The sequence below is a fragment of the Kineococcus endophyticus genome, from assembly GCF_040796495.1.
Classification (GTDB): domain Bacteria; phylum Actinomycetota; class Actinomycetes; order Actinomycetales; family Kineococcaceae; genus Kineococcus; species Kineococcus endophyticus.
On the sequence record NZ_JBFNQN010000010.1, the window covers coordinates 183,683 to 208,912 of the forward strand.

Here is a 25,230-nt window from a genome sequence, read left to right on the forward strand (position 1 = left end):
TCAGTCGCGGGAACGACGGTTCCGTCGTGCCCGCCACCTACCCGGGGTCGGTAGACGCAAACCGCTGCGGCGCGGGAGGTCGGGGTCCGGTCGCAGCCAGGGGGTGGGGGCCACGACCTCCGCGTCGTCGGTGTCGGCGGGTGTGCGCACGTCCAGCGCACCGAGGCACCGGCGCAACGCGGTCACGACCGCCCCGGCGCTCTGGCGGTCGCGCTCCGTCGAGAACTTCGCGGTCGACTCGGCGGCCGACAGGCGCTGCAACGCGGTGCGCAGAGCGGTGCGCGTCGCGTCGTCGTCCTCCCGCTCGCGCAGGACCGCCGCCAGCGCACCGAGGACGTCGGCCGTCGGCCACCGCAGGCCGGCCGGCAGCGCGACCTCCGCGTCCCGCGGGGTGAGCGACTCCACGAGGAGTTCGGTGAGTTCCTCGACGCGGACGGCGAGGTTCTCCAGGGCGACGCCCGTGACGTGCTGCTGCCGCACGGTCTCCACGTGGCGCAGCGCCCGGACGTTCCCCGCGACGGACTCCTCGGTCTCCTCCCGGCTGCGGCGCAGCGACTCCCGCACGGGTGCCACGGAGCGCAGCCGCTCGGCCCACTCCTGCGGTCCCGGCGGGTCGTCCCGGCGCAGACCCTCGGCGAGGTCCTCGAGCTGGTCGGCGAGCGTGGTGGCCAGGCGCTGCACGGCGTCCTGCGACTGCGCGAGCGGCAGCGACGGCAGGACCGTGTTCACCGCCACGGCCACGCAGCCCCCGAGCAGGGTGAGCACCGTGTACCCGACGGCGTACTGGACGGGGTGCTGCACGCCGACGACGAGGACGAACAACCCGACGGTGAGCACCCAGCTGCCCTGGTCGGCGAAGAGCCGCCACCCGGCGAGCAGGGTGGCGAGGAACACCACGAGGGGGACGACGAGCAGGTCGCGTCCCAGCAGTTCGGCGACGACGAGCGAGACCAGCGCACCGCAGACGATGGCGGCGACGGCCCGGGCGGAGTTGCGGACGGAACTGCGGACGGTCGAGTACGAGCCGACGACCGCCCCCAGGGGCGCGAAGTACGGGTACGTCTGCGCGATCTCCCAGGGCAGCGCCAACGCGATGAGCCAGGCCAGGGTGGCGGCGAGCGCGGTGCGCGCCGCCAACCCCACCCGGGGACGGCGGGCCAGGAATCTCAGGGCTCGAGCACGACCTTGATGCAGTCGTCGTCCTTGGCCTGGAACATGGCGTAGGCGTCCGGCGCGTCCTCCAGCGGGACGCGGTGCGTCGTGAGGTCCATCACTCCCAGCGGGTCGGACGGGTCCTCCACCAGCGGCAGGAGGTCGTCGATCCACGCCTTGACGTTGCACTGGCCCATGCGCAGCTGCAACTGCTTGTCGAACATCGTCATCATCGGCATCGGGTCCGCCTCGCCGCCGTAGACGCCGGACAGGGAGATGGTGCCGCCGCGGCGGACGGCGTCCACGGCCGTGCGGACGGCCCACAGCCGGTCGATCCCACCGGTCTCCATGACCTTCTGCGCGACCTTGTCCGGCAGCAGGCCGACCGCGGTCTGCGCGGCCTTGGCGATCGCGCCCTCGGCTCCGCCGTGCGCCTCCATGCCCACCGCGTCGAGCACCGCGTCGGGGCCGCGGCCGTCGGTGCGGTCGCGCAGCTGGGCCGGCACGTCGGCGCCGCTGGCGTCGGTGAGGTCGATCGCGGTGACACCGTGGCGCTCGGCCATCGCCCGGCGCTCCGGGACGGGGTCGACGGCCACGACCTCGTAGCCGAGGTGCCGGCCGATGCGGGCGGCGAACTGGCCGACGGGTCCGAGCCCGAGGACGGCCAGCGTCCCGCCCTCGGGGACGTCTGCGTACCGGACGCCCTGCCAGGCCGTCGGCAGGATGTCGGACAGGAACAGGTAGCGGTCGTCGGGCAGGTCGTTCCCGACCCGGACCGGGTTGTAGTCGGCGTGGCGGACCCGCAGGTACTGCGCCTGCCCGCCGGGCACCGACCCGTAGAGCGACGTGTACCCGTACAGGGCGGCACCGCTGCCCTTCTCGCGGACCTGGGTGGTCTCGCACTGCGTCGTCAGCCCGCGCTCGCACATCCAGCAGTGCCCGCAGGAGATCGTGAACGGGATGACGACGCGGTCGCCGACGGTGAGGTTCGTCACCTCCGGGCCGACGGCCTCGACGATCCCCATGGGTTCGTGGCCCAGGACGTCCCCCTTCGCCAGGTAGGGGGCCAGGACCTCGTACAGGTGCAGGTCGGACCCGCAGATGGCGGTCGACGTGATCCGCACGACCGCGTCGGTGGGTTCGACGACCTCGGGGTCGGGCACGTCCTCGACGCGCACCGACCGCTTCCCCTGCCACGTCAGCGCTCTCACGCGGTGCCCCTGCCCGCTGGGCCCGGTGCGAAACCCCTCACAGCGGGGGACCGACGACGCGGGCCTGCACGCGGCCGTCGGCGACGCGGGTGCGCACGGTGGGCTGCGGCGCCGTCGCCGGCCCGTCCAGGACGTCGCCGTCGGCGAACCGGAAGCGGCTGGCGTGCCAGGGGCAGGTGATCGTCGTGGCGCCGCCCTCGCCGGAGACCTCGCCCTCGTGCAGGGCCGCACCGAGGTGCGTGCAGGTGTCGGTGAGGGCGAGGACGTCGTCGCCGCGGCGCAGGACGCACAGCGGTGCGTCGCCGATCCACCGCTGCACCGGCCGGCCCTCCGGCAGCTCCGCCAGGGCGCCGATGTCGGAGAACTCCTGACCGTCCCCCGCGAGGTGGACGAGGTGCTCGGCGTGGTTCGGCCCCGCGGCCCACCGGTAGGCGAGGTGTCCGCCCAGGGCGCCGGCCGCGCCCGCTGCCACCGTGCCGGCCGTCCGCAGCAGCCGGGCGTGCCGGCGCGCGAACAGCGACGCGGTCCAGAGGGTGGCGGCCACGGCATTCCCGGCCGCGTGCACGATCGCCGTGCGCTGCTGGTCGGGGTGCAGGTCCACGTAGTCGGCCCAGCCCGCCAGGGCCGTCGGCGCGACGGTCGCCACGCTCACGGCGGCCAGGCCGCGGGCGGGCACGTCCAGGGCCCGGCCCCCGGGCAGCAGGGAGGCGACGTCGAGCAGCAGGGCCGACACGGACGTGCCGACGGGGACCATGGCCAGCGCGGGATGGGCCGGGTGGCCCGCCGGGCGGCCGTGCAGCAGGCCGCGCACGGCCCCACCGGGCAGCAGGCGGTCGGCGGTGTCCTTGGCGCGCTCGGCCACCGGGTCGAGGACGGTCCACCGCGAGGGGGCGTCGAAGAGGGAGCTCAGGAGGGGCATGGGTCCGTGCTACGCCCCCGGTCGCGAGCCCGCGCGGTGGAAGCCCGGTGTTTCCGAGCGGTGCCGCGGGGTAGGCGCCCCGGGAACCGCTGAGAGGGGAGTGCCGGCATGAAGGTCGCCGTGACGGGTGCGACGGGGAACGTGGGGACCGCGCTGCTGCGCCGTCTCGACGGGACGGACACCGAGGTGGTGGGCGTCTGCCGCAGGCTGCCGGAACCCACCGGAGCCTGGGCCGACGTGCGCTGGGTCCAGCAGGACGTCGCCGGCCCGGACGCCGTGCAACGGCTCACGGACGCGTTCGCGGGGGTCGACGCCGTCGTGCACACCGCGTGGCTCATCCAGCCGGCCCGCGACCCGGGCGAGATGGCGCGGGTGAACCTCACGGGCAGCGAGAACGTCGTTCGGGCCGCGCTCGCCGCGGGTGTCCCGCACGTGGTGCACCTGTCCTCGGTCGGGGCCTACGCCACCCACCCCGTCGACGACGCACGGGTCGACGAGTCCTGGCCGACGGACGGGATCTCCCCCTCGCAGTACTCCCGGGAGAAGGCCGCCGTCGAGTCGCACCTGGACGTGGTGGAACGCGACCACCCCGAACTCCTCGTCACGCGGGTCCGTCCGGCGCTGGTGTTCCAGCGCGACGCCGGCAGCGAGATCGCCCGGTACTTCCTCGGACCGTTCGTGCCGACCCGGTTGCTCCGGCGCGTCCCGTTGCCGGTGCTCCCGCTGCCCGAACGCCTGCGGTTCCAGGTGGTGCACGCCGACGACCTCGCCGACGCCTTGGCCCGCATCCTGGAACGGGCGCCGGGTGGTGCGTTCAACGTGGCCGACGAGCCCGTCCTGCGGGGCAGGGACCTGGCGCTGTCGCTGAACGCGCCGCGCTGGTTCCCGGTGAACCGCCGGGTGGTGCGGGCCGCCGCCGACCTGACGTACCGGGCGCACGTCCACCCGGTCCAGCCGGGCTGGCTGGACCTGGGTTTCGGGGTCCCCGTCATGGACACCACCCGGGCGCGGGAGGAACTCGGGTGGCGCCCGGTTCACGCGGCCCGCGACGTCCTGGTGGAACTGCTGGACGGCGTCCGCGACCACGCCGGGGCACCCTCGGGGGCGCTGCGCCGACGGACGGGCCTGGTGACCTCCCGCACGGGGACGTGAACCCCGAGGTGGCCCCGCAGTCGGCCGAGGATCGAGGTGAGCAGACGGGAGACCTGCATCTGGCTGATGCCGAGTTCCGCCGCGATCTCCGACTGCGTGGCCTCCTCGTAGAAGCGCAGCTTGAGGATGCGTCGTTCCCGGTCGTCGAGTTCGGCCACGGCCCCCTTGAGGGACAGGAGGTCGTCGACGGTGACGGTCGCGTCCGCGTCCCCGGCCACGTCGTGGCGGGGCACGTCGAGGGACAGGGCGGAGTACGCGTTCGTGGCGCGGTGGACCTCACGCAGTTCGTCGAGCGTGGCGCCGAGCTTCTCGGCGACCTGGACGTCGGTCAGGCCGGCCGTGTCCTCGTGCACGAGCCGCGTGCGCAGTTCCTGCAACCGGCGGGGAGGGCGCACGGCCCACCCGTGGTCGCGGAAGTACCGGCGGATCTCCCCGGTGACGGTGGGGGTGGCGTAGGCGCCGAAGTCGTGGCCGCTGTCGTCGCGGAACCGGTCGGCGGCCTTGACCAGTCCCAGGTAGGCGATCTGCTCCAGGTCCTCGGTCGGTATGCCGCGGTGGCGGTAGCGCGCGGCGAGACCGCGGGCCAGGCCCAGGTGCTCCTCGACGAGGTCGTGACGTGTCCCGAGCATGGGTGGGTTCCTCCAAGCGTTCCTTCCGGACTGCCTGGGCGAACGCTGCTGCACCCGACGTGCCTCACTCCAGCACCGGTCAACGGGCCCGGCAACCGGAAGTCTGCACGCCGGTCCTGAGGGACGTCCACGCCCTGCCGTCCACGCCCTGCCGCCCACCCCGGACGGGGATATCCTGACGACAGGGTGCGGGGTCCAACCTCCGGCCGTGCGCCCCCGTCCCCGAGGACCCCCATGACGAACGCCCCCACCTCGCGACCCGACGAGCCGCAGACCTCCCTGGCCGGCGCGCTCGCGGCGTTGGCGCGGGACCTGCAGCGCGGACAGGCCCCGGACGACGTCACGGCTCAGGCGGTCGCCAGCGCTGTCGCCCTCGTGCCCGGCGCCGAGGAGGGGTCGGTCAGCCTGGTGCGCTCGCGCCGCCACGTCGTGTCCGCGGCCGCCACGAGCGACGTCGCACGGGGGTTCGACGCGTTGCAGGAGAGCGTGGGGGAAGGACCCTGCCTCGCGGCGATGTTCTCCGAACCCGTGGTCCGCACGGACGACCTCGCCGAGGACACGCGCTGGCCTCGGTTGGGGGCGCGGACCGACGAGCTGGGGGTGCGCAGCATGCTGAGCTTCCAGCTGTTCGTCCACGAGAACACCCTCGGAGCGTTGAACCTGCTGTCCTCCAAACCCGCGGCCTTCGACGACGAAGCCGAGGGCATCGGAGCGATGGTCGCAGCGCACGCGGCGGTGGCCCTGGCCGGGGCGCAGAAGTTCGACCACCTCCGGATGGCCCTCGTCAACCGCGACGTCATCGGACAGGCGAAGGGCATCCTCATGGAGCGCTTCAAGGTCGACGCCGACCAGGCGTTCGCCCTGCTGACGCGCGTGAGCCAGGACCGGAACGTGAAGCTGCACGTTCTGGCGACCGAGCTGACGCGCACGGGGTCGCTCGAGCGGTGAGGTCGCGGTGACGTCCGGAGGTGGTCTGCGGATCGACGTCGAGTGGGCCGGCGACGCCTGCGAGGTGGTCCTGCACGGGGCGCTGTCGGCAGCCGGCGTGCGCCTGTTCGACGACGCGCTGGAACTGGCGCTCGAACAGGCCGGCAGCCGCCACCACGAGGTCGTGCTCGACCTGCGTGACGTCGTCGCGGTCGATGCCCGGGGTGAGGACGAGCTCCGGTCGGTCGGGCTGCGCGCGCGTCGGGCCGGCTGCCAGGTCCGCGTGCTGGCCTGACGCCGACGCGCGGGCGCGATGGGTCACGCCTACGGTCGGCACATGAGCGAGAACACCTCCCAGAACCCCACCGAGGACGTGCCCGAGGAGAACCCCGGCCAGGAGGATCCCGGCAGCGAGGAGGCGGCGGAGTCGCCGGCCCTGGACGGGTACGGCAACGACACCGGCTTCGCTGACGAGGCCGCCGACCCGGAGTGATCCGGACCGGCCCGGTCGTGTAGGTTTCCCGCACCGGTTGAACCAGCAGCCCTGCAGCACGTCCGCTCCACCCCGGCCCGCCGGACGAGGCGGACCGTCGGGCTGGGAGGAACGTCCGATGCCGATGGGCCTCGACGCCGCGTTCGTGGAACTCGGACGCATCGTCGCCGACCAACCCTTGACCGTCGTCCTGCGTCGGGTGGCCGACCTCGCAGTGGAGTGCGTCCCGGGCGCCGACGACGTCTCGGTCACACTGCTGCGGCGGGGTGCTCCGGTCACCGTGGCCTTCCACGGTGAGCTCGCCGTCGACCTCGACGAGCGCCAGTACTCCCCCCGGGTACGGCCCGTGCGTCGTCGCAGCGCAGGCGGGGACGACCCTGCGCATCGACGACACGGCGTCCGACGGGGCGTTTGCCGCCTTCTCGGCGTCGGCCGCGCGACGGGGGGTGCGCAGCGTCGTGAGTGTGGGCCTGCCCGACCCGGAGCGGCGGCAGGGGTCGATCAACGTCTACTGCTTCGGGCGGCCCGAGCACCCCGTCGTCACCCCGGAGGCCCAGGGCGCTCTGGAGCAGTTCGCCGCGTACGCGGCCGTGGCCCTCGGGAACGCGGCCGCCCTGGCCGAGGCGGGGGACCGCGCCGCCAACCTGCAGATCGCCCTGCAGTCCCGTGCGGTCATCGAGCAGGCCAAGGGCGTCCTCGTGGCGCGCAACGGCATCGACCCCGACGCTGCCTTCGCGCTGCTCTCGACGTGGTCACAGCACCAGAACCGCAAGCTCCGCGTCATCGCGGAGGAGGTCGTCGCCGAGGCGAGCGGGTGGCAGTGACGGTTCCCCGGGTCCGTGTGTCCAGCGAGACGGGGCCGAGGTTCCGGTCGTGGACGCGCCGTCACTCCTTCAGGGGGTCGTTCCCCCAGTTCATGAGGGAGTAGCGCCACTTCGTGTCCGTGACGTCGCCCTTCGGGCGCTGCTTGGAGTGCCGCGCCACGTACGCCGCCACCTTCTGCATGTGCTCGTGGTCGTCGTCGGTGCGGTCGGCCTTCTTCGTCCGCAGGATCTCGACGATCCGGCGGCCCGACCGGTGCCCCACCGACTCGCCGTCGCCCACCCCGACGGACTTCGACTCGTCCGTCTCCAGCCAGTCCTCGAGCTCCTTGGGCGTCATGTTGACCGCCTCGCCGAAGCGCTTCTCGACGTCCTCGACGTCCATCTCCTTCTCGCTCACGCTCCGAGCCTGCGGGCTCAGAAGGCGTAGCGCACCCGCAGGTAGGGGGCGCGGTCGGTGATCAGCTCCAGCAGCTCGCGCACGTAGCGGGCCTTGTCGCCGGCGCGGTACCGGACGTTCAGTCCACCGGACTGCGACCGCTTGGTCTCCTGCATCGCCGGCCGCCACAGCAGGTCCTCCGCCCGGGGGTGCCACCCGAGGTTCACCTGGTGCAGGTTCTCCTCGTGGGTGAGGAAGATGACCTCTGCCTGCAGCTGCGCCTTCGTGGTCTCGCTCGTCGCCTCGCCGAGCTGGTCGAGCAGTTCGGCCCACAGCGCCAGCCAGTCCTCGTGGACGACGACGGGGGAGAGGTTGACGTGCACCTCGTAGCCGGCGGCGACGAAGTCGTCGAGGGCGGCGAGCCGCTCGGGCACCGGGGACGTGCGGATGTCGAGCAGCTTGGCGACGCGGGCCGGCATGAGCGAGAACCGGACCCGGGTCCGGCCCTGCGGGTCCAGCGTCAGCAGGCGCCGGTTCACGTGCTTGGTGGCGAACGACGCCTTGGCCGTGGGCAGACCGCGGAACAGGGCGACGAGGTCGTCCACGTTGTCGGAGATCTCCGCGTCGACCGAGCAGTCGCTGTTCTCGCCCAGGTCGTACACCCAGCTGGTGGGGTCGCACTGGTTCGCCTCCGGTTTCACGCCCTGGCGGGCCACGTGGCGGGCCAAGTAGCCGGTGATCTGCTCGATGTTCGCGAACACCGTGACGGGGTTGCTGTACCCCTTGCGGCGCGGGACGTAGCAGTAGGCGCACGCCATCGCGCAGCCGTTCGAGGTGGACGGGGCGATGAAGTCCGCGGAGCGGCCGTTCGGCCTGGCCTGCAACGACTTCTTGATCCCCAGGACGAGGGCCTCGCGCTTGATCCGCACCCACCGGTCGACGTTCGTCTCGTCGCCGTGCAGTTCGGGGATGCGCCAGTGGCTCTCGACGGGGACGCGCGTGGCGTCCGGCCAGCGGTCCAGCACCTGCCGCCCGCGGGGGAGTTCCGCGGCGGCGGGTTCGTAGTAGATCCTCGTGACGTCGACGAGGTCGCGGGTCCTGCGGTCCGGCTCCGGCACGGGACCATTCTGCCTCCCGCGCGCGGCCCCCGCGGACGCTGCTTACGGTGAAGCGGTGACCGACCAGTTCACCTTCACCAACCCCGTGACCCTCTACCACCAGGGGGGTTTCGACCCCCAGCCGCAGGACGGGCCCGGCCTGGCCTCGCAGCTCTCGCCCCGCCCGGACCACGGTGAGTCCACCTACCGCGGCACCGGCCGCCTCACCGGCCGCAAGGCGCTGGTGACCGGCGCCGACTCCGGCATCGGCCGCGCCGCGGCGATCGCGTTCGCCCGGGAGGGTGCCGACGTGGTGCTCTCCTACCTTCCCGCGGAGGAGTCCGACGCCCGGGAGGTCGCCGACCTCGTCGAGGAGGCCGGCCGCACTGCCGTGCTGGCCCCCGGGGACCTCACCGACGAGGAGTTCACCCGCTCCCTCGTCGCGACGGCCGTGCGCGAGCTCGGTGGTCTCGACCTGCTCGCGGTCGTCGCGGGCAAGCAGCAGCACGCCGAGGACGTCGCGGACGTCTCCTCGGAGCAGTTCGACGAGACGATGCGCACCAACGTGCACTCGCTCTTCTGGCTCGTGCAGGAGGCCGTGCCGCACCTGCCGCCGGGCTCCACGATCGTGACGACGTCCTCCGTCCAGGGCTACCAGCCCTCCCCGAACCTCGTCGACTACGCGACGACCAAGTCCGCGATCATCGCGATGTCCCAGGCGCTGGCCCAGCAGCTGGCCCCGCGGGGGATCCGGGTCAACGTCGTGGCGCCGGGACCGGTGTGGACGCCGCTGCAGGTGGCCGGCGGTCAGCCCGACGACGCGATGCCGGAGTTCGGGACGTCGACCCCGTTGGGCCGGGCCGGCCAGCCCGCCGAGCTCGCCCCCGCGTACGTGTTCCTCTCCTCCCCGGAGTCGAGCTACGTCGTGGGCGAGGTGCTCAACGTCAACGGGGGCATGCCCACGCCATGAGCCGGTCCGCGGGGGGTGCGGCCGACCTGCTCCGCACGGCGCAGGAGGTGTTCGGGTACGAGGCGTTGCGGCCGGGCCAGGAGGAGGCCATGCGCGCCGTCCTGGCTGGCCGCGACGTCCTCGCGGTGATGCCGACGGGGGCCGGGAAGTCGGCCGTCTACCAGGTGCCGGCGCTCCTGCTGGAGGGTCCGGTCGTCGTGGTCTCCCCGCTCATCGCGCTGCAGCGCGACCAGGTCGACGCCATCGTGGGCGGCGGAACCGGCCGCGGCGGCGCCGTGATGCTCAACTCGGCCATGACCGCGTCGGCGTGGGAGGAGGCGCGCGGGGAACTGCGGTCCGGGGCCGCGCGGTTCGTGTTCCTCGCCCCCGAGCAGCTCGCCCGCGACGAGGTGCTCACCGAGCTGGCCGCCCTGGAACCGCGGTTGCTCGTCGTCGACGAGGCGCACTGCGTCAGTTCCTGGGGCCACGACTTCCGCCCGCAGTACCTGCGGCTCGGTTCCGCCCGCGCCAAGCTCGGCCGCCCTCCGGTCGTCGCCCTCACCGCGACCGCGAGTCCCCAGGTGCGCTCGGAGGTGCTGACGCAGCTCGACGCACCGGACGCCCTCGTCCTCGTCGAGGGTTTCGACCGTCCCGAGATCGACCTGCGGATCCGCCACTGCAGCGACGCGGCCACCCAGCGGCAGGGCGTCCTGGACGCCGTCGCCGCCGCCGGCGGTCCCGCGCTGGTCTACGTGGCGACCCGCGCGGACGCCGAGGAGATCGCCGCGCAGGTGCCGGGAGCGGACTTCTACCACGCGGGTCGCAAGCGGGCCGAGCGCGAGGACGTCCAGCGCCGGTTCCTCGAGGGCGACCTCGACGTCGTCGTCGCCACGACGGCGTTCGGCATGGGCATCGACAAACCCGACGTGCGCGCCGTCGTGCACGCCACCGTGCCGGACTCGCCGGACAGCTACTACCAGGAGATCGGGCGGGCGGCCCGCGACGGGGACCCCGCCGTCGCGACGCTGTTCTACCGCCCCGAGGACCTGGGGCTGCGGACGTTCTTCGCCTCGGGGGTGGCCAAGGTCGAACCCCTGCGGGAGACGGCCGCCGCCCTGCGGGTGCACGACGGTCCCGTGGACCCGGCGCAGTTCCGGCGCGACCTGGGGGTGTCCGCCACCCGGCTCGCGGGGATGCTGAACCTGCTGGCGGAGGTCGGGGCGCTGGCCGAGGACGAGGAGGGGAACCTCGTCGTCCCGGCCGACGCGCCGCGTCCGGGGCCGGCGGCGGAGGCTGCCGTGGAGGTCTCCCAGCAGCAGCGCAGCGTCGAGCGGTCGCGGCTGGAGATGATGCGGTCGTTGTGCGAGACGACCTCGTGCCGTCGGCAGTTCCTGCTGGGGTACTTCGGGGAGCAGCTCGCGGACCCGTGCGGGAACTGCGACCGCTGCCGCGCGGGGACGGCGCACGACCGCGTCGCGACCGACGAGCCCTACGCCGTCGGTTCGACCGTCGAGCACCCCGAGTGGGGTTCCGGGCAGGTCATGCACTACGAGGAGGACCGCGTCACCGTCCTGTTCTCCGAGGTCGGGTACCGCACGCTCGCGCTCGACGTCGTCGCGCGGAACGACCTGCTGGAGAGCGCGTGAGGGTGCTGCTCGCCGGGTGGTCCAGCGTGCTGCACGGCGAGGCCACCGCGGGGGACGAGCTGGCGACGCGGGCCGTCGAGCAGCACCTCCTCGCGGCCGGCCACGACGTCGTCTGCGCGTGGAGCCCGGCGATGTCCCTCGTCCGCGCCGGTCCGCGGGACCTCCGGTACGACGACGTCGATCCGCGGTCGGTCGACGTCGCGGTGTGGGTGTGCGGACCGCTGGCGGGGGAGCCCGTGCGGGAGTTCCACACCCGGTTCGCGCCCGCGCGCCGCGTCGCGGTCGGGGTGAGCGTCCTCGACCCCCGCGACCCGGCCGTCGCCGGGTTCGACGCCGTCGTGCCCCGCGACGCCGCCGGGGTGCTCCCGCAGCGCGACCTCGCCGCCCGCCCACCGGTGGGGCAGGCCGCCGTCGTCGGGGTGTTCCTCACCCACGGCCAGGGCGAGTACGGCGGCCGCCGCCGGCACGAGCAGGTGTCCGACGAGCTCGCGACCTGGTTGGGCGGGCTGGACGCCGCGACGCTCGAGCTCGAGACGCGACTCGATCCGCGCGACTGGCGGCTGCCGGCGCGCGCCGAGCACGTCAGCGCCGTCGTCGCCCGGCTGGACGTCGTCGTCTCCACCCGGCTGCACGGGCTCGTGCTGGCCCTGCGCTCGGGGGTGCCCTGCGTCGCCGTCGACCCCGTCGCCGGCGGTGGCAAGGTCAGCGCTCAGGCCGGGGCGTGGGGGTGGCCCGTCCTGCCGGCCGACGAGGTGACCTCCGCGGTGTTGGACGAGCGGTTCGCCTGGTGCCGCTCGCGTACCGGCCGGGACGCCGCCCGAGCGGCGCGGGAGGTCGCCGCGAGCGCCGGGGAGGCGCAGCTAGCGTCGCTGGACTCGGTCCTGGGCGTCCGCGCACTGCGCTGAACCGGCGCGTCACCCGGCGGAGTTCAGGCGGGCCGCCTGGCGGACGAGGTGGTCGCGTTCCCGCGCGCTGCCCGCCCGCCGCGCGGCCTCGGCGTAGAGGCGGGCCGCCGTCGTCGGGTCCCCGCACCTCTCGTGCAGGTGGGCCGCGACGGCGCTGTGACGGGGGAGCGAGGCGTCCAGGCCGGCCAGCGCCGCCAGCCCTGCCGGTCCGCCGTCGGCCTCCCCGACGGCCACGGCCCGGTTGAGGCGGACGACGGGAGAGTCCTCGAGCCGCAGGAGTTCGTCGTACCACTCGACGATCTGCCCCCAGTCGGTCTCCTCCGCGCGCTGGGCGTCCGCGTGCAGCGCCGCGATCGCGGCCTGTGCCTGGAAAGGGCCCAGCCGGTCCCGGGCCAGTGCGGACTGCAGCACCGCGACGCCCTCGGCGACGAGCGTGGTGTCCCAGCGGCTGCGGTCCTGCTCCGCCAACGGCACCAGTGCTCCGGTGGCGTCCGTCCGGGCGGCGCGCCGGGCGTGGTGGAGCAGCTCCAGCGCCAGCAGTCCCGCGACCTCGGGGTGGTCGACGACGGAGGCGAGCTGACGCGTCAGCCGGACCGCTTCGGCGGCCAGGTCGACGTCCCCCGAGTACCCCTCGTTGAACACCAGGTACAGCACGCGCAGGACCGTCGCCACGTCGCCGCTCTCGCCCAGACCGGCGCGGGCGACCGTCCGCTTCGCACGGCTGATGCGTTGCGCCACGGTCGCTTCCGGCACGAGGTAGGCCTCTGCGATCTGCCGCGTGGTCAGACCGCCGACGGCTCGGAGCGTCAGGGCCACGGCCGACGACGGGGTGAGGGCGGGGTGGGCGCACAGGAAGTACAAGCGCAGCGAGTCGTCGGCGGACGGCACCGGCCCGGCCGTCGGTTCGGCCTCCAGCCGCTCCTCACGCCGGCGCCGTGCGCCCTCGGCACGGGTGGCGTCGACGAGCCGCCGCCACGACACCGTCACCAGCCAGGCCTTCGGGTCCCGCGGCGGGTCCTGCGGCCAGGAGCGGACGGCGTCCAGCAGACCCTCCTGGACGGCGTCCTCGGCCTCCGCGAACCCGGCGCCGCGGCGGACGAGGACGGTCAGCACCTCCGGGACGAGCCGGCGCAGCAGCGCCTCGTCCACCACCCCGTCCACCACCCCGTCCACCACCCCGTCCACCACCCCGTCCACCACCCCGTCCACCAGGTCACTCCGTGACGGTCGGCGGGGCGGTGAGGAAGGGACGTACCTCCAGCCACTCGTGGATGGGCTTCCCCCCGGCGCCCGGTGCCGCGGACAGCTCACCGGCCAGTTCCACGGCGCGGTCCCAGCTGTCGACGTCGATCACCATCCAGCCGGCGACGAGGTCCTTCGTCTCGGCGAAGGGCCCGTCGGTGACCGGCGGCCGTCCCTCCCCGTCGTAGCGGACCCAGGCGCCGCCGGGGGACAGGGCCTGTCCGTCGACGTACTCGCCGGTCTGGCGCAGCCGGTCGGCGAACTCGTCCATGTACCGCAGGTGGGCGGTGACCTCGTCGGGGGTCCAGCGGTCCATCGGGACGTCGTTCACGCCCGCCGGTGCGCCGCGGTAGTGCTTGAGCAGCAGGTGCTTGGCCATCGACCGTCTCCCTCGTCGAGCCGGCGGCGGCCCCCGGGGCCGCCGCACGCCCCGGGGTGGGAGCCGCCCGGGCGTCCTCGACATCCTCCTCAGAGGACCGCGGGCACGCGCTCCCTGGCCTGCAGCCAGCGCAGGAACTCCGCCGCCGGGACGGGCCGGCTGTGCAGGTACCCCTGCGACTCGTCGCAGCCGAGCTCGTGCAGCAGGTCCAGCGTGGCGGGGTCCTCGACGCCCTCGGCGACCACGCGCAGCCCGAGGTGGTGGGCCAGCTCGACCGTCCCGGCGACGATGGCGGCGATCCGCTCGTCGGCCAGGGCGCGCGAGGTGAACGTGCGGTCGATCTTCAGCTCGTCGGCGGGCAGGTTCGCCAGGTAGGCCAGGGAGGAGTACCCCGTCCCGAAGTCGTCGATGCTCAGGGAGAAGCCGCGAGCGGTGATGTCCTGGCACGTCGCCAGCGCCCGGTCGGGGTCGTTCATGAGGGAGGTCTCGGTGACCTCGACGACGACGTGCGCGGGGTCGGCCCCGCTCGTGACGAGCTCGTCGAGCAGCGGCAGCAGCCCGGGGTCGGACAGGTGGGTGCTCGAGAGGTTGAACGACAGGCGCAGGTCGTGGCCGGCTGCCCGCCACTCCGTGAGGTCGGCCACGGCGCGGCGCGCGACGAGGGCGGTGAGGGCGGGCATGAGCCGCCGCTCCTCCAGGACGTCGAGGAACGCGCCCGGCGCGAGCATCCCCAGGCGGGGGTGCTGCCAGCGCACCAGGGCCTCCACGCCGACGACACGACCCGCGCCGGTGCCCCCGGTCGCCGAGACCTGCGGCTGGTAGTGCACCTCGAACTGCTCGGCGGCCTCGGGCCCGGCCTCCGGACCGAGGGCCAGGTGCAGGTCGTCGGACAGGGCCAGCCGCTGCCGCCAGGCGCGGTCGGCCACGTCGTCGTGGACGGCCACCCCGTGCCCGGAGGCCTTGGCGGCGTACATGGCGGCGTCGGCGCGGCGCAGGAGTTCGGTGCCGGACAGCGGGTCGGCGCCCGTGGAGGTGGCGACGCCGACGCTCGCGCCGACCTCGATCGCGGCGAGCATCGCGTTCGCCCGGCACACGGCGTCGTCGGTGCCGGACCCGGGCAGGATGGCGGCGAACTCGTCCCCGCCGAGGCGGGCCAGGACCGCGCCGGGGGGCAGGGCCTGCTCCAGCTGCAGGGCGGTGGCGGCCAGCAGTTCGTCGCCGACGGCGTGCCCGTGCTGGTCGTTGACCTCCTTGAACCGGTCGAGGTCGAGCAGGAGCACGCCGAACCCCTCACCGGTCCGGGACTGCAGCCCGAGGCGGCGCAGGAACTCGCGCCGGTTGGCCAGCCCGGTCAGGTCGTCGGTACCGGCCTGGCGCAGGGCGCGGTCGTGGTCGGCGAGGTCGCGCACGAGCCGCACGAGGCGGACCGAGGAGCCGGCGATGGCGACCGTGCCGAAGCCCAGCGCCCAGTGGGTCGGGGCCACGTGCAGGCCGGCGCCGGCGACGGCGGCCAGACCCAGCACGAGCCCGACGGAGCTGGCGACGGGGACCGCGACGGCGGAGGGGTGCTCGCGCGTGATCTGCTTGGGCCGCAGCAGGGACAGCGTGCCGTAGGCCGCGGCGAGCACGACCCAGGAGGCCCAGGCGGCGACGACGACGTCGGTGCGCGGTCCGAGGAAGACGTAGAGGAGCTGGGTGCTGAGCACGAGGAGCACCGCGAGGGCGACACCGCGCGCCCGGCCCCGGATCGCCCGCGGCATCCGCCACGCGGCGACGACGAGCGCCCCGAGGAGGACACCGAAGGAGCACACGTGCAGCCACCGCAGCTGGACGGCCAGCCCGGCCACCCCGTCGGGGACGGCGACGACGACGTTGACGACGCCGGTGAGGCCGAGGATGCAGCTCACCCCGACGAGCCAGTCCACGCGACCCGCGGGCCGGGACTTCTCCCGCAGCTGCATCCAGAGCGCGACGCCCCGGTAGAGGTGGAAGCTCGCCACCGTGCTGGCCAGCCGCAGGGGCAGCGCGAGCCACAGCCCGCTGCTGCCGACGCTGCTGCCGCCGACGACGACGGCGGTCTCCAGGGTGCTGGCGCCGGTCAGCAGCGCGAAGGCCGCGACGTAGTGCCGCCAGGTGGCGCGGGCCGTCGTCTCGCGGCGCAGGCGGCGCACGAGCAGCACGAGGGCGCCGGCGACGGCGAGCGTGCGCAGCACGATGAGCACGGACAGCATGCGACGCTCCTTCCGGGGGCGTGGGGCTCTCGTCCTGTCCTCGGCGTCCGAGGCGTCCCCCGTGATCGCCCGAACGGGTCGGCGTGCGGGATCGGGCCCCGTCCAGCACGCTTCCGGGGTGAGTGAGCACGAACAGGGACACGGAGTGGACGACGGCGAGGAGGTGGGTGCCTGGGGTGGCACCGGGTACGTCCGCAGGGAACCGGACCCCGTGGTGGTGAGCTGGTGGCAGGCGCTACCGGAGACGACGCGGGCCGAGCTGGCCGCCCTGCGACCGGGACAGGTCCTGCCCCGGGAGGCAGCGCGGGCGCTGCACGAGATCGGGGTGGTGTCCCCGGAGGTGGTGGTGACCGAGGGCGGTCGCCGGGTCCGCCGCGGGATCGCCTCGCGGGACGTCGTGTCGACGGTCCTGCTGGCCCGGCTGAACCACTCGGAGCGACGGCTCGTCTGAGCCGGCGACCGCGGCACGGAGCGCCCCCGGACCCTGGGACCCGTGTCGTCGGCACACTCCCGGTAGCCTGACGACGTGTCTAGAACCGACGTGTCTAGAGCGATCGGGAAAGATCATGGAAAGGCATTCGCGAACGTTTTCGCCGACGGATGCCGGAATCACAGCAAACCGTCGCGGCGGGCGTGCTCCACGGCCGCGCGCGTGCTCGAGACGCCGTACTTGCGCCGGGCCCCGACGAGGTGCTGGCTGACCGTGTTGACCGCCACCCCCAGCACCGCCGCGGTCTCGGCGGCCGTCAGGCCCGTGCCGACCAGTCGCAGCGCCTGCTCCTCGCGGGGTGTCAGACGCACTGCGCGAGAAGCGGTTGCGTCGTCCAGGACGTCGGCGCGACGGCCGGTCAGGCGGTCGAACGCCTCCTCGGTGAGGCAGACCAGGGCGGTGTCGTCGACGACGAGCCGCACCACGCCCTCGACCTTGGCTCGGGTGGCCAGGTCGGCGAACCCCACCGCACCGTGTCCGTGCTCGTCGTGCGAGTCCATCGCGCAATCGCTCCTGCTTCGGCCTGACCGTCGTCGGACGTTATCTTTGTGGGCGCTAACAGGCAAACCCTCCCAGGTCAGGCGAAGTGAATGGGCGTGAATCCGCACCGCGTCCACCGGGCGGCGAGCATGGCCGACGTCGCCCGTCGCGCGGGGGTCTCCGCCCAGACGGTCTCCCGCGTCGTCAACGACCGCCCCCACGTCGACGCCGCGACCCGCGCGCGCGTCCTGGAGGCGCTCGAGGCGCTGGGCTACCGGCGCAACCCGGCCGCCGTCTCCCTGGCGACCGGCAGCTACCGGACCATCGGCGTCGTCGCCTCGACCCTCACGGCCCACGGGCCCGTCCTCGCGCTCGACGGCATGACCGAGGAGGTCGCGCGGCACGGCTACTCGCTGGCGCTGTGCCCGCTGCGCGCACCCACCGTCGCGGCCGTGTCCGAGGCCGTCGCCTCGCTCGTGGGGTCGGGCGTCGACGCGGTCGTCCTCGGGGTCGAGACGGAGCTGATGCAGGCCATGCCCCGGCCGCTGGTGCCGGGGCTGCCCGTCGTCGTCATGGACGGCGAGGGGTCGACCGAGGAGCCCGCCGCGGACAGCGACCCCGCGCCCGGGCTGCTCGCCGCCATGGCCCACCTCGCCGACCTCGGGCACCGGCAGCTGCGCCACCTCGCCGGGCCGTCCGACAGCGCGACCGCCCGGCGGCGACGGGAGCTGTGGAGCACGTTCTGCACCGAGCGGGGCCTCGACGTCGTCGAACCGCTCGTCACCGACTGGAGCGCCGCCTCGGGGTTCTCCGCGGGCACTGCCCTGCTGCGCACCGACCCGGACGTCACGGCGGTCGTCGCCGCCAACGACCAGGTCGCCCTCGGGTTCGTGCGCGCGTGCGCCGACGCCGGGGTCCGCGTGCCCGACGACGTCAGCGTCGTGGGTTTCGACGACGTCGAGTACGCCGACGTCGCCGTGCCCCGGCTCAGCACGGTGCGGCACGACCTGCGCGAGGTCGGCCGCCGGGCCGTGCGTCAGCTCCTGCACGACCTCGGGGTCCTGCCCGAGGCGCCGCAGTGGCCCGTGCCCAGCGAGTTCGTCCTGCGCGAGAGCACCGCCCCGCCGGCGACGCGCCCGCGTCAGCAGTGGTCGAACTCGTACCCCGGGACGCCGCGCGGCAGCAGTTCCCGGTCGCGGTAGACCACCGACACCTCCCCGCCGCGCGCCGCGCACGCCTCCTCGAACGGTTCCCGGCCGTCGTCGGAGTACTCCACCTCCAGCACGCGGTCGCCGTGGACGGCCGTGTAGTCGCCGCACTCGGCGTACACCTGGCAGCTCTCCGCCACGGCGAAGTCGAACCCCGCTTCCCGGGCCTGCTCGGTCGTCGTCCCGGCCGTGTTCTTCTGCGCGTACGCCAGCCCCCGCGCGTGCGCCCGCGCCGACAGCAGCGCCGAGTACGCGTAGGCGTCCGCCATCGCCAGGGCCCCGTCGCTGCGGGTCGCGGAGTCGAGGTTGTCGGCCTCGACGGCCTGGAACCCGGCGTCCGCGCAGCCGTCGATCCACGCGCCCACGACCTCGGCCAGGGCCGCGCGCTTGTCGGCCGTGGAGGTGTCGAGGAGGAACTCCCCGGGCCAGCCCGGGTCCTGCACGACGTCGCCGTCCACGCGCAGCAGCAGGTCCGGGCGGTCGCGCAGCCACTCGCCCGTCTCCTGCGGCTGGGTCTGGAAGGCGTTGACGTAGCAGACCGAGTACAGCCCCGCGGCCGGCTCCGCCGTCCGGTCGCGCACCACGACGCGGACGTCGTCGGCCGGCTCGTACGCCCCGCCGAGCTGGTAGTCGGCCACCGCACCCGCCGGGGGCGGGAGGACCCTCGGGCTCTGCGGTGGGCTCTGCGGTGGGCTCTGCGGTGGGGTCTGCGGTGAGGTCTGCGCGGGGCTCGTCGACGGGCCCGCCGGGGGAGCGTCGGGGCACGCGCCCGAGCAGGAGGTCAGGAGGAGCAGGGCCCCGGCCAGCCACCTCGCGCGCACGACACCATCCTGCCCGCCCCGGCCGGCCCTCCGTCTACGCTCAGGACGGTGCCGAAGAAGAAGAAGCCCCGTGGCCACCCCGCCCGTCAGCCCGCGGCCGGGAACCAGCTCTCCCCGCTGCGGGCCGGTGGGCGCGTCCTGGGCGACCTGCAGGTGCCGTTCCGGCGGTTCCTCGAGGCCGAACGCGCCGAGGAGGGCGAGCAGGACGCCGGGGACACGGCCCTGGAGCTGCCGGTGGAGGACGTCGAGGCCCGGCTCATGGAGTCCCTCGGCTGGCTCGTCCTGAGCCTGGAGGCCGACCTCGTCCCGGCCGCCGCCCGCCGGTTCGGCGCCGCCGACCTCTCCGAGCTGTTCACCGAGATCGTCCCCGCCGTCGCCGAGCACAACGACCTCGACGCGCAGGAACTCGTCGACGAGACCCGGCTCGCGTGGACGTCCTACCTGATGTTCCTCGGCGAGTCCGAGCAGTGGGCCGGGGAACCCGAGGAGCTCGCCGACTGCCTCGACGTGGCCTCCGGAGGCGTGGCCGGTGCGGTCGCGGGCCAGGGCAGCGTCCTGGACGCGCTGACGGCGGCCGAGGCGGCGGTGCCGCCGGCCGACCGGCTCGAGGACCTGCAGTCCCTCGACGTCGTCGCCGCCTTCCTCGCCGCGGTCGACGAGCTGGCCGCCGGGGTCGACCTCGCCGGGGCGGAACTGCCCGAGAGCCCCGTCGTCGAGGTGCTGCGCTCGCGCCTGGCGGACGTGCCGGAGGTCGACCCGGTCGCGCTCCTGCTCGACCTGCTCGCCGACGGGGTGCTCGTCGTGGAGGACGGCCGGGCGGTCCTGCCGGACGCGGCCGACCCCGAGCGCCGCTACCAGCTGGCCACCTTCTTCCTGGCCTCCCTCGTGACCGGGGTGCTGGCCGACTGCCCGTCGCCGGCCGCGATCGTGGCGGCCCTGTCCGTCGTCACCAGCGCTGTGCTGCAACCGATGACGGCCGGGGAGGTCCGCGGCTACCTCGAGGAGAGCGGAGAGGGGGACGAGGCATCGGCGGCGCTCGCCGTCGTCCGCCGGCTCGTCGACCTCGGGGTGCTGTCCCCGGTGGAGCCGTGGACGGCGCGGCCCGGGACCGCCGGCGCCGTGCTCGACGTCGTCGAGGGGTTCTTCCGCTCCGAGAGCGAGCAGGACTAGTCCTGGCGCGTCGCGCGCCGGTACTCGCTGGGGGCGGTGCCGAGGACGCGGCGGAACTCCCGCGTGAGGTGGCCGTGGTCGGCGTAGCCGAGGTCCGCGGCGATCCCGGCCAGGTCCGCACCGGGGTCGGAGCGGACGCGCTCGGCGGCCTCCTGCAGCCGGCGCCGCCGGACGACGGCGGCCGGCGGCAGCCCGACGAACCGCTGCGCCAGCCGCTGCACCGTCCGGGGTGATCGGGCCAGCCGGGCGGCCACGTCCTCGACGCGGACGAGGGTGGGGTCGGACTCGACGAGGGCGACGAAGGCGTTGGCCGCCAGGGCGTCGTCGTCGACCGGGCCCACCCGGTCGGCGACGAGACCCGCCAGGGCCGCCGTGGCGCGCTCGAGGCGGTCCGGTCCCTCCGAGGTCATGGCGGCGGTCACGTCCCGCACGAGGGCGGGTTCGTCGAGGTGGCGGTAGCGGTCGCGGTCGGCCGCCGGGTCGGGGCTGAAGGCCGGCACCGCCGCGGGCTGCAGCAACGCCCCGACGGCCCACCCGCGGCCGGTGAGGTCCTGGTGCGAGGCGCGGGTCGTCGGGCCGGCGAACCCGGCGAAACCCCCCTGCCGGGAGTCGACGACGAGGTTGCAGCCCGGGTAGCCCACGACGTGCTGGCGCGACGTGCGGCCCGGGTCCACGTCCCACTCGGGGACCCAGAACCAGCGCACGAGGTGGGCGACCGCGGCCGGGGCCGGCAGCCGCGTGAACGTCGGCAGGCGGCCCGGGTGCAGGATCCCCCGGGTGGGGTGCGCGGGCAGGCTCACCGGCTCATCGTGGCGCGGAAGTCCAAGCGCCGGGGCCGGACGGGGAGCCAGGCTCGTCGCATGACGACCGGACAGCACACGACCGACGGTGTCCCGCACGGGATGACGACCCTGACCCCCTTCCTCGCGGTGCCCCGCGCCCGGGAGGCCATCGCCTTCTACCGCGACGTCTTCGGCGCCCGCGTCGTGGACGTCACCGAGGTCGGTGGTGTCGTCGTGCACGCCGAGCTCGACCTCGGCCACGGGCACCTGCAGCTGGGGGAACCGAACCCCGAGTACCACCTCGTCCCCGCGCCGGCGGGGGAGGACGACTGCTACTCCCTCGGCCTGTACTGCGCCGACGCGGACGCCGTCGTCGCCCGCGCGGAGGCGGCCGGGGCGAGCGTGCGCGAACCCCTCAACGACTTCGTCTCCGGCGACCGCTTCGCCAGCATCCGCGACCCGTTCGGCGTGCGCTGGTCGGTGATGACCCGCACGCAGGACCTGTCCGAGGAGGAGAGCGCCCGGCGGGTGCGGGAGTGGGCCGCCTCGCTGGGCTGATCCACAGCCGCCTCCTGGGGCGGGGCGAGCCGCGCGGCGCACGCTCGGGCACATGGGAACGACACGGGCGCGGTGGATCACCGCGGGGGTGGTGGCGGGCGGGGTCCTCGTCACCGCGGGCGCGACGGCGGCCTTCGCCACCACGGACAGCGGCTCGGACACCTCGACGACCAGCACGACCACCACGACCACCACGACCACCACGACGACGACGGACCAGGGGTCCTCGGGCTGGGCCCCCGGCTCCTCGGGCACCACGGCCGGATCGGGGTCCGGTGCGGCGACCTCGGGCGGTTCGTGATGCCGCTCACCGAGGCGCTGCCCGTCACCGACGCCGTCGCGCAGTGGGACGTCTGGGGCACCACGGCGCGCGTCGTCGTCGACGACCCGGCGGCCCTGGCCGCCGCCCGCGGTCTCGTCGTCTCCCAGTTGCGGCTCGTCGACGACGCCTGCAACCGCTTCCGGCCCGACAGCGAACTCGCCCGGCTGCCCGTGGGGCGGTGGGTCGAGGTGTCACCGACCCTCGCGGACCTGCTGACGGAGGCCCTGCGCGCGGCCCGGCGCACCGACGGCGACGTCGACCCCACCCTCGGGGACGCGATGTGCGCTCTGGGCTACGACCGGCCCCTCGCGCGGTTCGCGGTCACCGGGACCGCCGGGCCGGTCGAGGTCCGGGTGGTGACGCGGGGACGGCGGGACTGGCGGGCGGTCGAGCTGGTCGACCACCGTGTGCGCGTCCCGGCGGGGGTCCACCTCGACCTCGGGGCCACCGCCAAGGCCGTCGCCGCCGACCGCGCCGCGCGGCTCGTCGCCGACCGCCTCGGGACGCCGGTCCTCGTCGCGCTCGGCGGCGACGTCGCCACCGCGGGAGGGGACCGGCGGTGGGAGGTGCTCGTCAGCGACGGGCCGCGCGAACCCGCCCAGGTCGTCGCGCTGCCCCCGGGGGGTGCGCTGGCGACGTCGAGCACCCGCTCGCGCCGCTGGCGCTGCGGCACCCGCGAGGTGCACCACGTCCTCGACCCGCGCACCCTCCTGCCCGCGGACCCGGTGTGGCGCACCGTGTCCGTCGCCGCGGGCAGCTGCGTCGAGGCGAACACGGCCAGCACGGCGGCCCTCGTGCGGGGCCGCGCGGCCCTCGGCTGGTTCGCCGCCGCAGGGGTCAGCGCCCGCTGCGTCGCCGCCGACGGCACCGTGCTGACGACGGGACGGTGGCCGGCGTGAGCTCCGAACTCCTCTGGGCGCTGTCCCGCGCCAGCGGACTGGTCCTGCTGCCGCTCTTCACGCTCGTCGTCGTCCTCGGGGTGCTCACCCGCGGCGGCCGGCGGCTCGGCCGCTCGCCGCGGTGGGTCACCCCGCTCGTGCACCGCTCGCTGGCCCTGGCCGCACTGGGGTTCCTCGTCGTCCACGTCGGCAGCGTCGTGGCCGACGGCTACGTCGACGTCTCGCTCCTCGACGTCGTCGTCCCCTTCGCCTCCGGCTACCGCCCGTTCTGGACCGGCCTGGGCACCGTCGCGGTGCTGCTGCTCGTCGCGGTCGTCGCCACCAGCCTCGCCCGCGTCCGGCTCGGCCGGCGGGTGTGGCGGGCCGTGCACGCCCTCACCTGGCCGTTCCTGGCCGTCAGCCTCGCCCACGCGCTCGGCGTCGGCTCCGACACCCGCACGCCCTGGGGGCTGGCCCTGGCCGCCGCCTGCGTCGTCGCCGTCCTCGCGGCGCTCGCCGTCGGCCGCCGCCGGGACCGCTGGCGCCCCGCCGACCCCGTCCACCGTCCGTCCGTCCTGCAGGGGAGCCCCCGGTGATCCTCGACCCCTCCCACGACCGTCCCCACCCCTGCGGGCGTCCGGACCTGCTGGAGCTGCTGCGCCGCACCGGGTTGCGCGGTCGCGGCGGCGCCGCCCGGCCCGTCGCCGCCGAACTCGCGCGCGTCCGGGACGCCGGGGCCGGTGGCGTGGTCGTCGTCAACGGCGTCGAGGGGGAGCCGCTGTCCCGCAAGGACGTCACGCTGCTCACCGCCGTCCCGCACCTCGTCCTCGACGGCGCCCTCGCGGCGGCCGCCGCCGTCGGCGCGACCGACGTGGTGGTCTGCGCGGCCGCCGGCCCGGGGCTGGAGTCGGTGCACCGGGCCGCGCGGGAGCGTCCCGACGCGGTCCACGTGGCCCTGCACGTCGTCGAGGCCGCGCCGGGGTTCGTCGCGGGGCAGGAGTCGGCCGTCGTCGCCCACCTCGACGGGTTCGCCGCGCGACCGCGGGGGACGGGGGTCCCGTTGTGGCGCAACGGTCTGGGCGGCCGGCCGACCGTGGTGAAGAACGTCGAGACCCTGGCCCGCGTCGGGCTGCTGGCCCGCGGCGGCGAGCTGGCCGACACCGTCCTGCTCACGCTCGCCACCACGACCGGACCCCGGGTCCGGGAGGTCCCCGCGGGCACCGGACTGGGCGCCCTGCTCGACCGCGAGGGCGTCGACGGGTCCGCCGGGGCCCTGCTCGGCGGGTACCACGGCACGTGGACGGCGCCCGGCGAGCCCGTCGCGCTCACGGTGGGCACCGTGCGCTCGGGAGTCGTCCGCCCCCTGCTGCGGGGCGAGTGCCCGCTGGTCGTCACGGCGAGCGTCGTCGGGCACCTCGCGGCGGCCTCCGTCCGGCAGTGCGGTCCGTGCACGTTCGGGCTGCCGCGCCTGCACCAGCTCAGGACCGCCCTGGCGGCCGGCCGGCTCGACACCGACGGGCTGCACGAGCTGCGGCGGACGGTCGGCCTGCTCGTCGACCGCGGCGCGTGCCACCACCCGGACGCCTCGGCCCGCACGGTCGCGAGCGTCCTGGTGACCTTCCCCGCCGAGGTCGAGGCGCACCGGCGCGGGACGTGCCTGGCGGCCCGGGCGGTGGCGGCGTGAGCGAGCTGCGCATCGACTTCGCCGCCTGCGACGGGCACGGCGTCTGCACCGGGCTGCTGCCCGAGCTGCTCGTCGCCGACGACTGGGGGTTCCCCGCCGTCCGCGGTGGGGGTCGGCGCGCCGTCGTGCCGGAGGAGCTGCGGGGGCGGGCCCGCGACGCGGAACGGATGTGCCCCGTGCTCGCCCTCCGCGTTGCCGCCGCGGAGCGCGCTGGTTAGCGTCGGCGCGTGACGGCCGGTGGACGCAAACCGTTCGGCACCTCCTTCGAGGACTGGATCGAACGGCAGGTGCGGGAGGCGCACGAGCGGGGCGAGTTCGAGAACCTCCCCGGCGCCGGCAGACCGCTGCCCGGGCTGGACCGGGAGTTCTCCGCGGAGCGGTGGGCCGCGGACAAGGCCCGCCGCGAGGGGTTCGACGTCAGCGCCATGCCGCCGCCGCCGCTCGCCCTGCGCCGCGAGCGCGAGGTGCTGATGCGCGACGTCCACGAGCTCGTCTCCGAGGCCGCCGTCCGGGACGTGGCCGCCGACTTCAACGACCGCGTGCTCGAGCTGTACCGGCGCCCGGCGGACGGTCCGCTCGTCGTCGTGGGACTGCTGGACGTCGAGGCGCTCGTGGAGGCGTGGCGCGCGTCCCGCCCCGTTCCGGCCGAAGCGCCGCCGGCGGCGGAACCTCCGCGGCGGCGCTGGTGGCGGCGCCGGGGATAGC

30 protein-coding genes are annotated in these 25,230 nt (G+C 75.0%); 18 read left to right on the top strand and 12 right to left on the bottom strand.

Features of this window, described 5'->3' with window-relative positions:
* The 3 genes from AB1207_RS15605 to AB1207_RS15615 are packed head-to-tail and all read right to left on the bottom strand — an operon-like array spanning position 1 to position 3,282.
* Positions 1 to 1,143: an FUSC family protein gene (locus AB1207_RS15605; RefSeq protein WP_367639303.1), complete on the bottom strand. Its 1,143-nt coding sequence runs from the start codon at positions 1,141 to 1,143 to the stop codon at positions 1 to 3.
* Positions 1,144 to 1,166: 23 nt separating this feature from the next.
* On the bottom strand, positions 1,167 to 2,363 hold the full coding sequence (locus AB1207_RS15610) for a zinc-dependent alcohol dehydrogenase (protein WP_367639304.1): 1,197 nt from the start codon (positions 2,361 to 2,363) through the stop codon (positions 1,167 to 1,169).
* A 37-nt stretch (positions 2,364 to 2,400) separates the two neighbouring features.
* Positions 2,401 to 3,282 carry a Rieske (2Fe-2S) protein gene (locus AB1207_RS15615; protein ID WP_367639305.1) on the bottom strand — a complete coding sequence of 294 codons (882 nt, stop codon included), beginning with the start codon at positions 3,280 to 3,282 and terminating at the stop codon, positions 2,401 to 2,403.
* Positions 3,283 to 3,390: 108 nt separating this feature from the next.
* Here AB1207_RS15615 and AB1207_RS15620 point away from each other — a divergent pair, with 108 nt between their 5' ends.
* Positions 3,391 to 4,434, top strand: a complete 1,044-nt coding sequence (locus AB1207_RS15620; protein WP_367639306.1) for an NAD-dependent epimerase/dehydratase family protein — start codon at positions 3,391 to 3,393, stop codon at positions 4,432 to 4,434.
* Here the strand turns inward: AB1207_RS15620 and AB1207_RS15625 are convergent.
* Positions 4,317 to 5,063: a sigma-70 family RNA polymerase sigma factor gene (locus tag AB1207_RS15625; RefSeq protein WP_367639307.1), complete on the bottom strand. Its 747-nt coding sequence runs from the start codon at positions 5,061 to 5,063 to the stop codon at positions 4,317 to 4,319. The two genes, AB1207_RS15620 and AB1207_RS15625, sit on opposite strands and share 118 nt — an antisense overlap.
* 234 nt (positions 5,064 to 5,297) lie before the next feature.
* On the opposite strand from AB1207_RS15625, the gene AB1207_RS15630 reads away from it, so the two are divergent.
* The 4 genes from AB1207_RS15630 (at position 5,298) to AB1207_RS15645 (ending at position 7,307) form a co-directional block, all read left to right on the top strand.
* Positions 5,298 to 6,011, top strand: a complete 714-nt coding sequence (locus AB1207_RS15630; RefSeq protein WP_367639308.1) for a GAF and ANTAR domain-containing protein — start codon at positions 5,298 to 5,300, stop codon at positions 6,009 to 6,011.
* 7 nt (positions 6,012 to 6,018) lie between these two features.
* Positions 6,019 to 6,285: a hypothetical protein gene (locus AB1207_RS15635; RefSeq protein ID WP_367639309.1), complete on the top strand. Its 267-nt coding sequence runs from the start codon at positions 6,019 to 6,021 to the stop codon at positions 6,283 to 6,285.
* 42 nt (positions 6,286 to 6,327) lie between these two features.
* Positions 6,328 to 6,483, top strand: coding sequence for a hypothetical protein (locus tag AB1207_RS15640; RefSeq protein WP_367639310.1), 156 nt, complete (start codon positions 6,328 to 6,330; stop codon positions 6,481 to 6,483).
* A 293-nt stretch (positions 6,484 to 6,776) separates the two neighbouring features.
* A complete protein-coding gene (locus AB1207_RS15645; protein ID WP_367639311.1) occupies positions 6,777 to 7,307 on the top strand; it encodes an ANTAR domain-containing protein in 531 nt (176 codons plus the stop codon).
* A 61-nt stretch (positions 7,308 to 7,368) separates the two neighbouring features.
* Here the strand turns inward: AB1207_RS15645 and AB1207_RS15650 are convergent, their stop codons facing one another.
* Together AB1207_RS15650 and AB1207_RS15655 are read right to left on the bottom strand one after the other, a co-directional pair.
* Entirely contained in the window at positions 7,369 to 7,689 is a 321-nt protein-coding gene (locus tag AB1207_RS15650; RefSeq protein WP_367639362.1) for a DUF3140 domain-containing protein, read from the bottom strand.
* Between the two features lie 32 nt (positions 7,690 to 7,721).
* Positions 7,722 to 8,801, bottom strand: a complete 1,080-nt coding sequence (locus AB1207_RS15655; protein WP_367639312.1) for a spore photoproduct lyase family protein — start codon at positions 8,799 to 8,801, stop codon at positions 7,722 to 7,724.
* A 55-nt stretch (positions 8,802 to 8,856) separates the two neighbouring features.
* Between AB1207_RS15655 and AB1207_RS15660 the strand changes: the two genes are divergently transcribed.
* From AB1207_RS15660 to AB1207_RS15670, 3 genes are read left to right on the top strand one after another with little or no spacing between them, the layout of a single operon-like run.
* Positions 8,857 to 9,750 (top strand): SDR family oxidoreductase, encoded by an 894-nt coding sequence (locus tag AB1207_RS15660; protein WP_367639313.1) that lies wholly within the window; start codon positions 8,857 to 8,859, stop codon positions 9,748 to 9,750.
* On the top strand, positions 9,747 to 11,375 hold the full coding sequence (locus AB1207_RS15665) for a RecQ family ATP-dependent DNA helicase (RefSeq protein WP_367639314.1): 1,629 nt from the start codon (positions 9,747 to 9,749) through the stop codon (positions 11,373 to 11,375). Before AB1207_RS15660 ends, AB1207_RS15665 begins: the two co-directional genes overlap by 4 nt.
* Complete coding sequence (locus AB1207_RS15670; protein ID WP_367639315.1) at positions 11,372 to 12,280, top strand: polysaccharide pyruvyl transferase family protein; 909 nt, start codon at positions 11,372 to 11,374, stop codon at positions 12,278 to 12,280. Before AB1207_RS15665 ends, AB1207_RS15670 begins: the two co-directional genes overlap by 4 nt.
* A gap of 9 nt (positions 12,281 to 12,289) precedes the next feature.
* Here the strand turns inward: AB1207_RS15670 and AB1207_RS15675 are convergent, their stop codons facing one another.
* The 3 genes from AB1207_RS15675 to AB1207_RS15685 form a co-directional block, all read right to left on the bottom strand.
* Positions 12,290 to 13,429, bottom strand: coding sequence for an RNA polymerase sigma factor (locus AB1207_RS15675; RefSeq protein WP_367639363.1), 1,140 nt, complete (start codon positions 13,427 to 13,429; stop codon positions 12,290 to 12,292).
* Positions 13,430 to 13,493: 64 nt separating this feature from the next.
* Positions 13,494 to 13,901, bottom strand: coding sequence for a YciI family protein (locus tag AB1207_RS15680; protein ID WP_367639316.1), 408 nt, complete (start codon positions 13,899 to 13,901; stop codon positions 13,494 to 13,496).
* Positions 13,902 to 13,990: 89 nt separating this feature from the next.
* A complete protein-coding gene (locus AB1207_RS15685; RefSeq protein ID WP_367639317.1) occupies positions 13,991 to 16,132 on the bottom strand; it encodes a putative bifunctional diguanylate cyclase/phosphodiesterase in 2,142 nt (713 codons plus the stop codon).
* A gap of 118 nt (positions 16,133 to 16,250) precedes the next feature.
* Between AB1207_RS15685 and AB1207_RS15690 the strand changes: the two genes are divergently transcribed.
* Positions 16,251 to 16,583, top strand: coding sequence for a hypothetical protein (locus AB1207_RS15690; protein WP_367639318.1), 333 nt, complete (start codon positions 16,251 to 16,253; stop codon positions 16,581 to 16,583).
* Positions 16,584 to 16,741: 158 nt separating this feature from the next.
* Here AB1207_RS15690 and AB1207_RS15695 read toward each other — a convergent pair whose 3' ends face one another.
* Positions 16,742 to 17,122 (bottom strand): response regulator transcription factor, encoded by a 381-nt coding sequence (locus tag AB1207_RS15695; protein ID WP_367639319.1) that lies wholly within the window; start codon positions 17,120 to 17,122, stop codon positions 16,742 to 16,744.
* A gap of 90 nt (positions 17,123 to 17,212) precedes the next feature.
* Between AB1207_RS15695 and AB1207_RS15700 the strand changes: the two genes are divergently transcribed.
* A complete protein-coding gene (locus tag AB1207_RS15700) occupies positions 17,213 to 18,304 on the top strand; it encodes a LacI family DNA-binding transcriptional regulator (protein ID WP_367639320.1) in 1,092 nt (363 codons plus the stop codon).
* Here the strand turns inward: AB1207_RS15700 and AB1207_RS15705 are convergent.
* Positions 18,244 to 19,131, bottom strand: coding sequence for an endo alpha-1,4 polygalactosaminidase (locus AB1207_RS15705; RefSeq protein WP_367639321.1), 888 nt, complete (start codon positions 19,129 to 19,131; stop codon positions 18,244 to 18,246). The genes AB1207_RS15700 and AB1207_RS15705 overlap by 61 nt on opposite strands.
* Positions 19,132 to 19,179: 48 nt before the next feature.
* Between AB1207_RS15705 and AB1207_RS15710 the strand changes: the two genes are divergently transcribed.
* On the top strand, positions 19,180 to 20,301 hold the full coding sequence (locus tag AB1207_RS15710) for a hypothetical protein (protein WP_367639322.1): 1,122 nt from the start codon (positions 19,180 to 19,182) through the stop codon (positions 20,299 to 20,301).
* Here the strand turns inward: AB1207_RS15710 and AB1207_RS15715 are convergent.
* A complete protein-coding gene (locus AB1207_RS15715; RefSeq protein ID WP_367639323.1) occupies positions 20,298 to 21,101 on the bottom strand; it encodes an AraC family transcriptional regulator in 804 nt (267 codons plus the stop codon). The genes AB1207_RS15710 and AB1207_RS15715 overlap by 4 nt on opposite strands.
* A gap of 60 nt (positions 21,102 to 21,161) precedes the next feature.
* Between AB1207_RS15715 and AB1207_RS15720 the strand changes: the two genes are divergently transcribed.
* Genes AB1207_RS15720 through AB1207_RS15750 form a run of 7 tightly spaced genes read left to right on the top strand, consistent with a single transcriptional unit; the run spans position 21,162 to position 25,229 of the window.
* Positions 21,162 to 21,641: a VOC family protein gene (locus tag AB1207_RS15720; RefSeq protein ID WP_367639324.1), complete on the top strand. Its 480-nt coding sequence runs from the start codon at positions 21,162 to 21,164 to the stop codon at positions 21,639 to 21,641.
* A gap of 52 nt (positions 21,642 to 21,693) precedes the next feature.
* Entirely contained in the window at positions 21,694 to 21,942 is a 249-nt protein-coding gene (locus AB1207_RS15725) for a hypothetical protein (RefSeq protein WP_367639325.1), read from the top strand.
* Positions 21,942 to 22,862: an FAD:protein FMN transferase gene (locus AB1207_RS15730; protein ID WP_367639326.1), complete on the top strand. Its 921-nt coding sequence runs from the start codon at positions 21,942 to 21,944 to the stop codon at positions 22,860 to 22,862. The genes AB1207_RS15725 and AB1207_RS15730 overlap by 1 nt, the downstream gene beginning before the upstream one ends.
* Positions 22,859 to 23,437, top strand: coding sequence for a ferric reductase-like transmembrane domain-containing protein (locus AB1207_RS15735; protein WP_367639327.1), 579 nt, complete (start codon positions 22,859 to 22,861; stop codon positions 23,435 to 23,437). Before AB1207_RS15730 ends, AB1207_RS15735 begins: the two co-directional genes overlap by 4 nt.
* Positions 23,434 to 24,525: an NADH-ubiquinone oxidoreductase-F iron-sulfur binding region domain-containing protein gene (locus AB1207_RS15740; RefSeq protein WP_367639328.1), complete on the top strand. Its 1,092-nt coding sequence runs from the start codon at positions 23,434 to 23,436 to the stop codon at positions 24,523 to 24,525. The genes AB1207_RS15735 and AB1207_RS15740 overlap by 4 nt, the downstream gene beginning before the upstream one ends.
* Positions 24,522 to 24,743 carry a ferredoxin gene (locus tag AB1207_RS15745; protein ID WP_367639329.1) on the top strand — a complete coding sequence of 74 codons (222 nt, stop codon included), beginning with the start codon at positions 24,522 to 24,524 and terminating at the stop codon, positions 24,741 to 24,743. The genes AB1207_RS15740 and AB1207_RS15745 overlap by 4 nt, the downstream gene beginning before the upstream one ends.
* Before the next feature lie 9 nt (positions 24,744 to 24,752).
* Positions 24,753 to 25,229 (top strand): DnaJ family domain-containing protein, encoded by a 477-nt coding sequence (locus tag AB1207_RS15750; protein WP_367639330.1) that lies wholly within the window; start codon positions 24,753 to 24,755, stop codon positions 25,227 to 25,229.
* Position 25,230 lies beyond the last annotated feature (1 nt).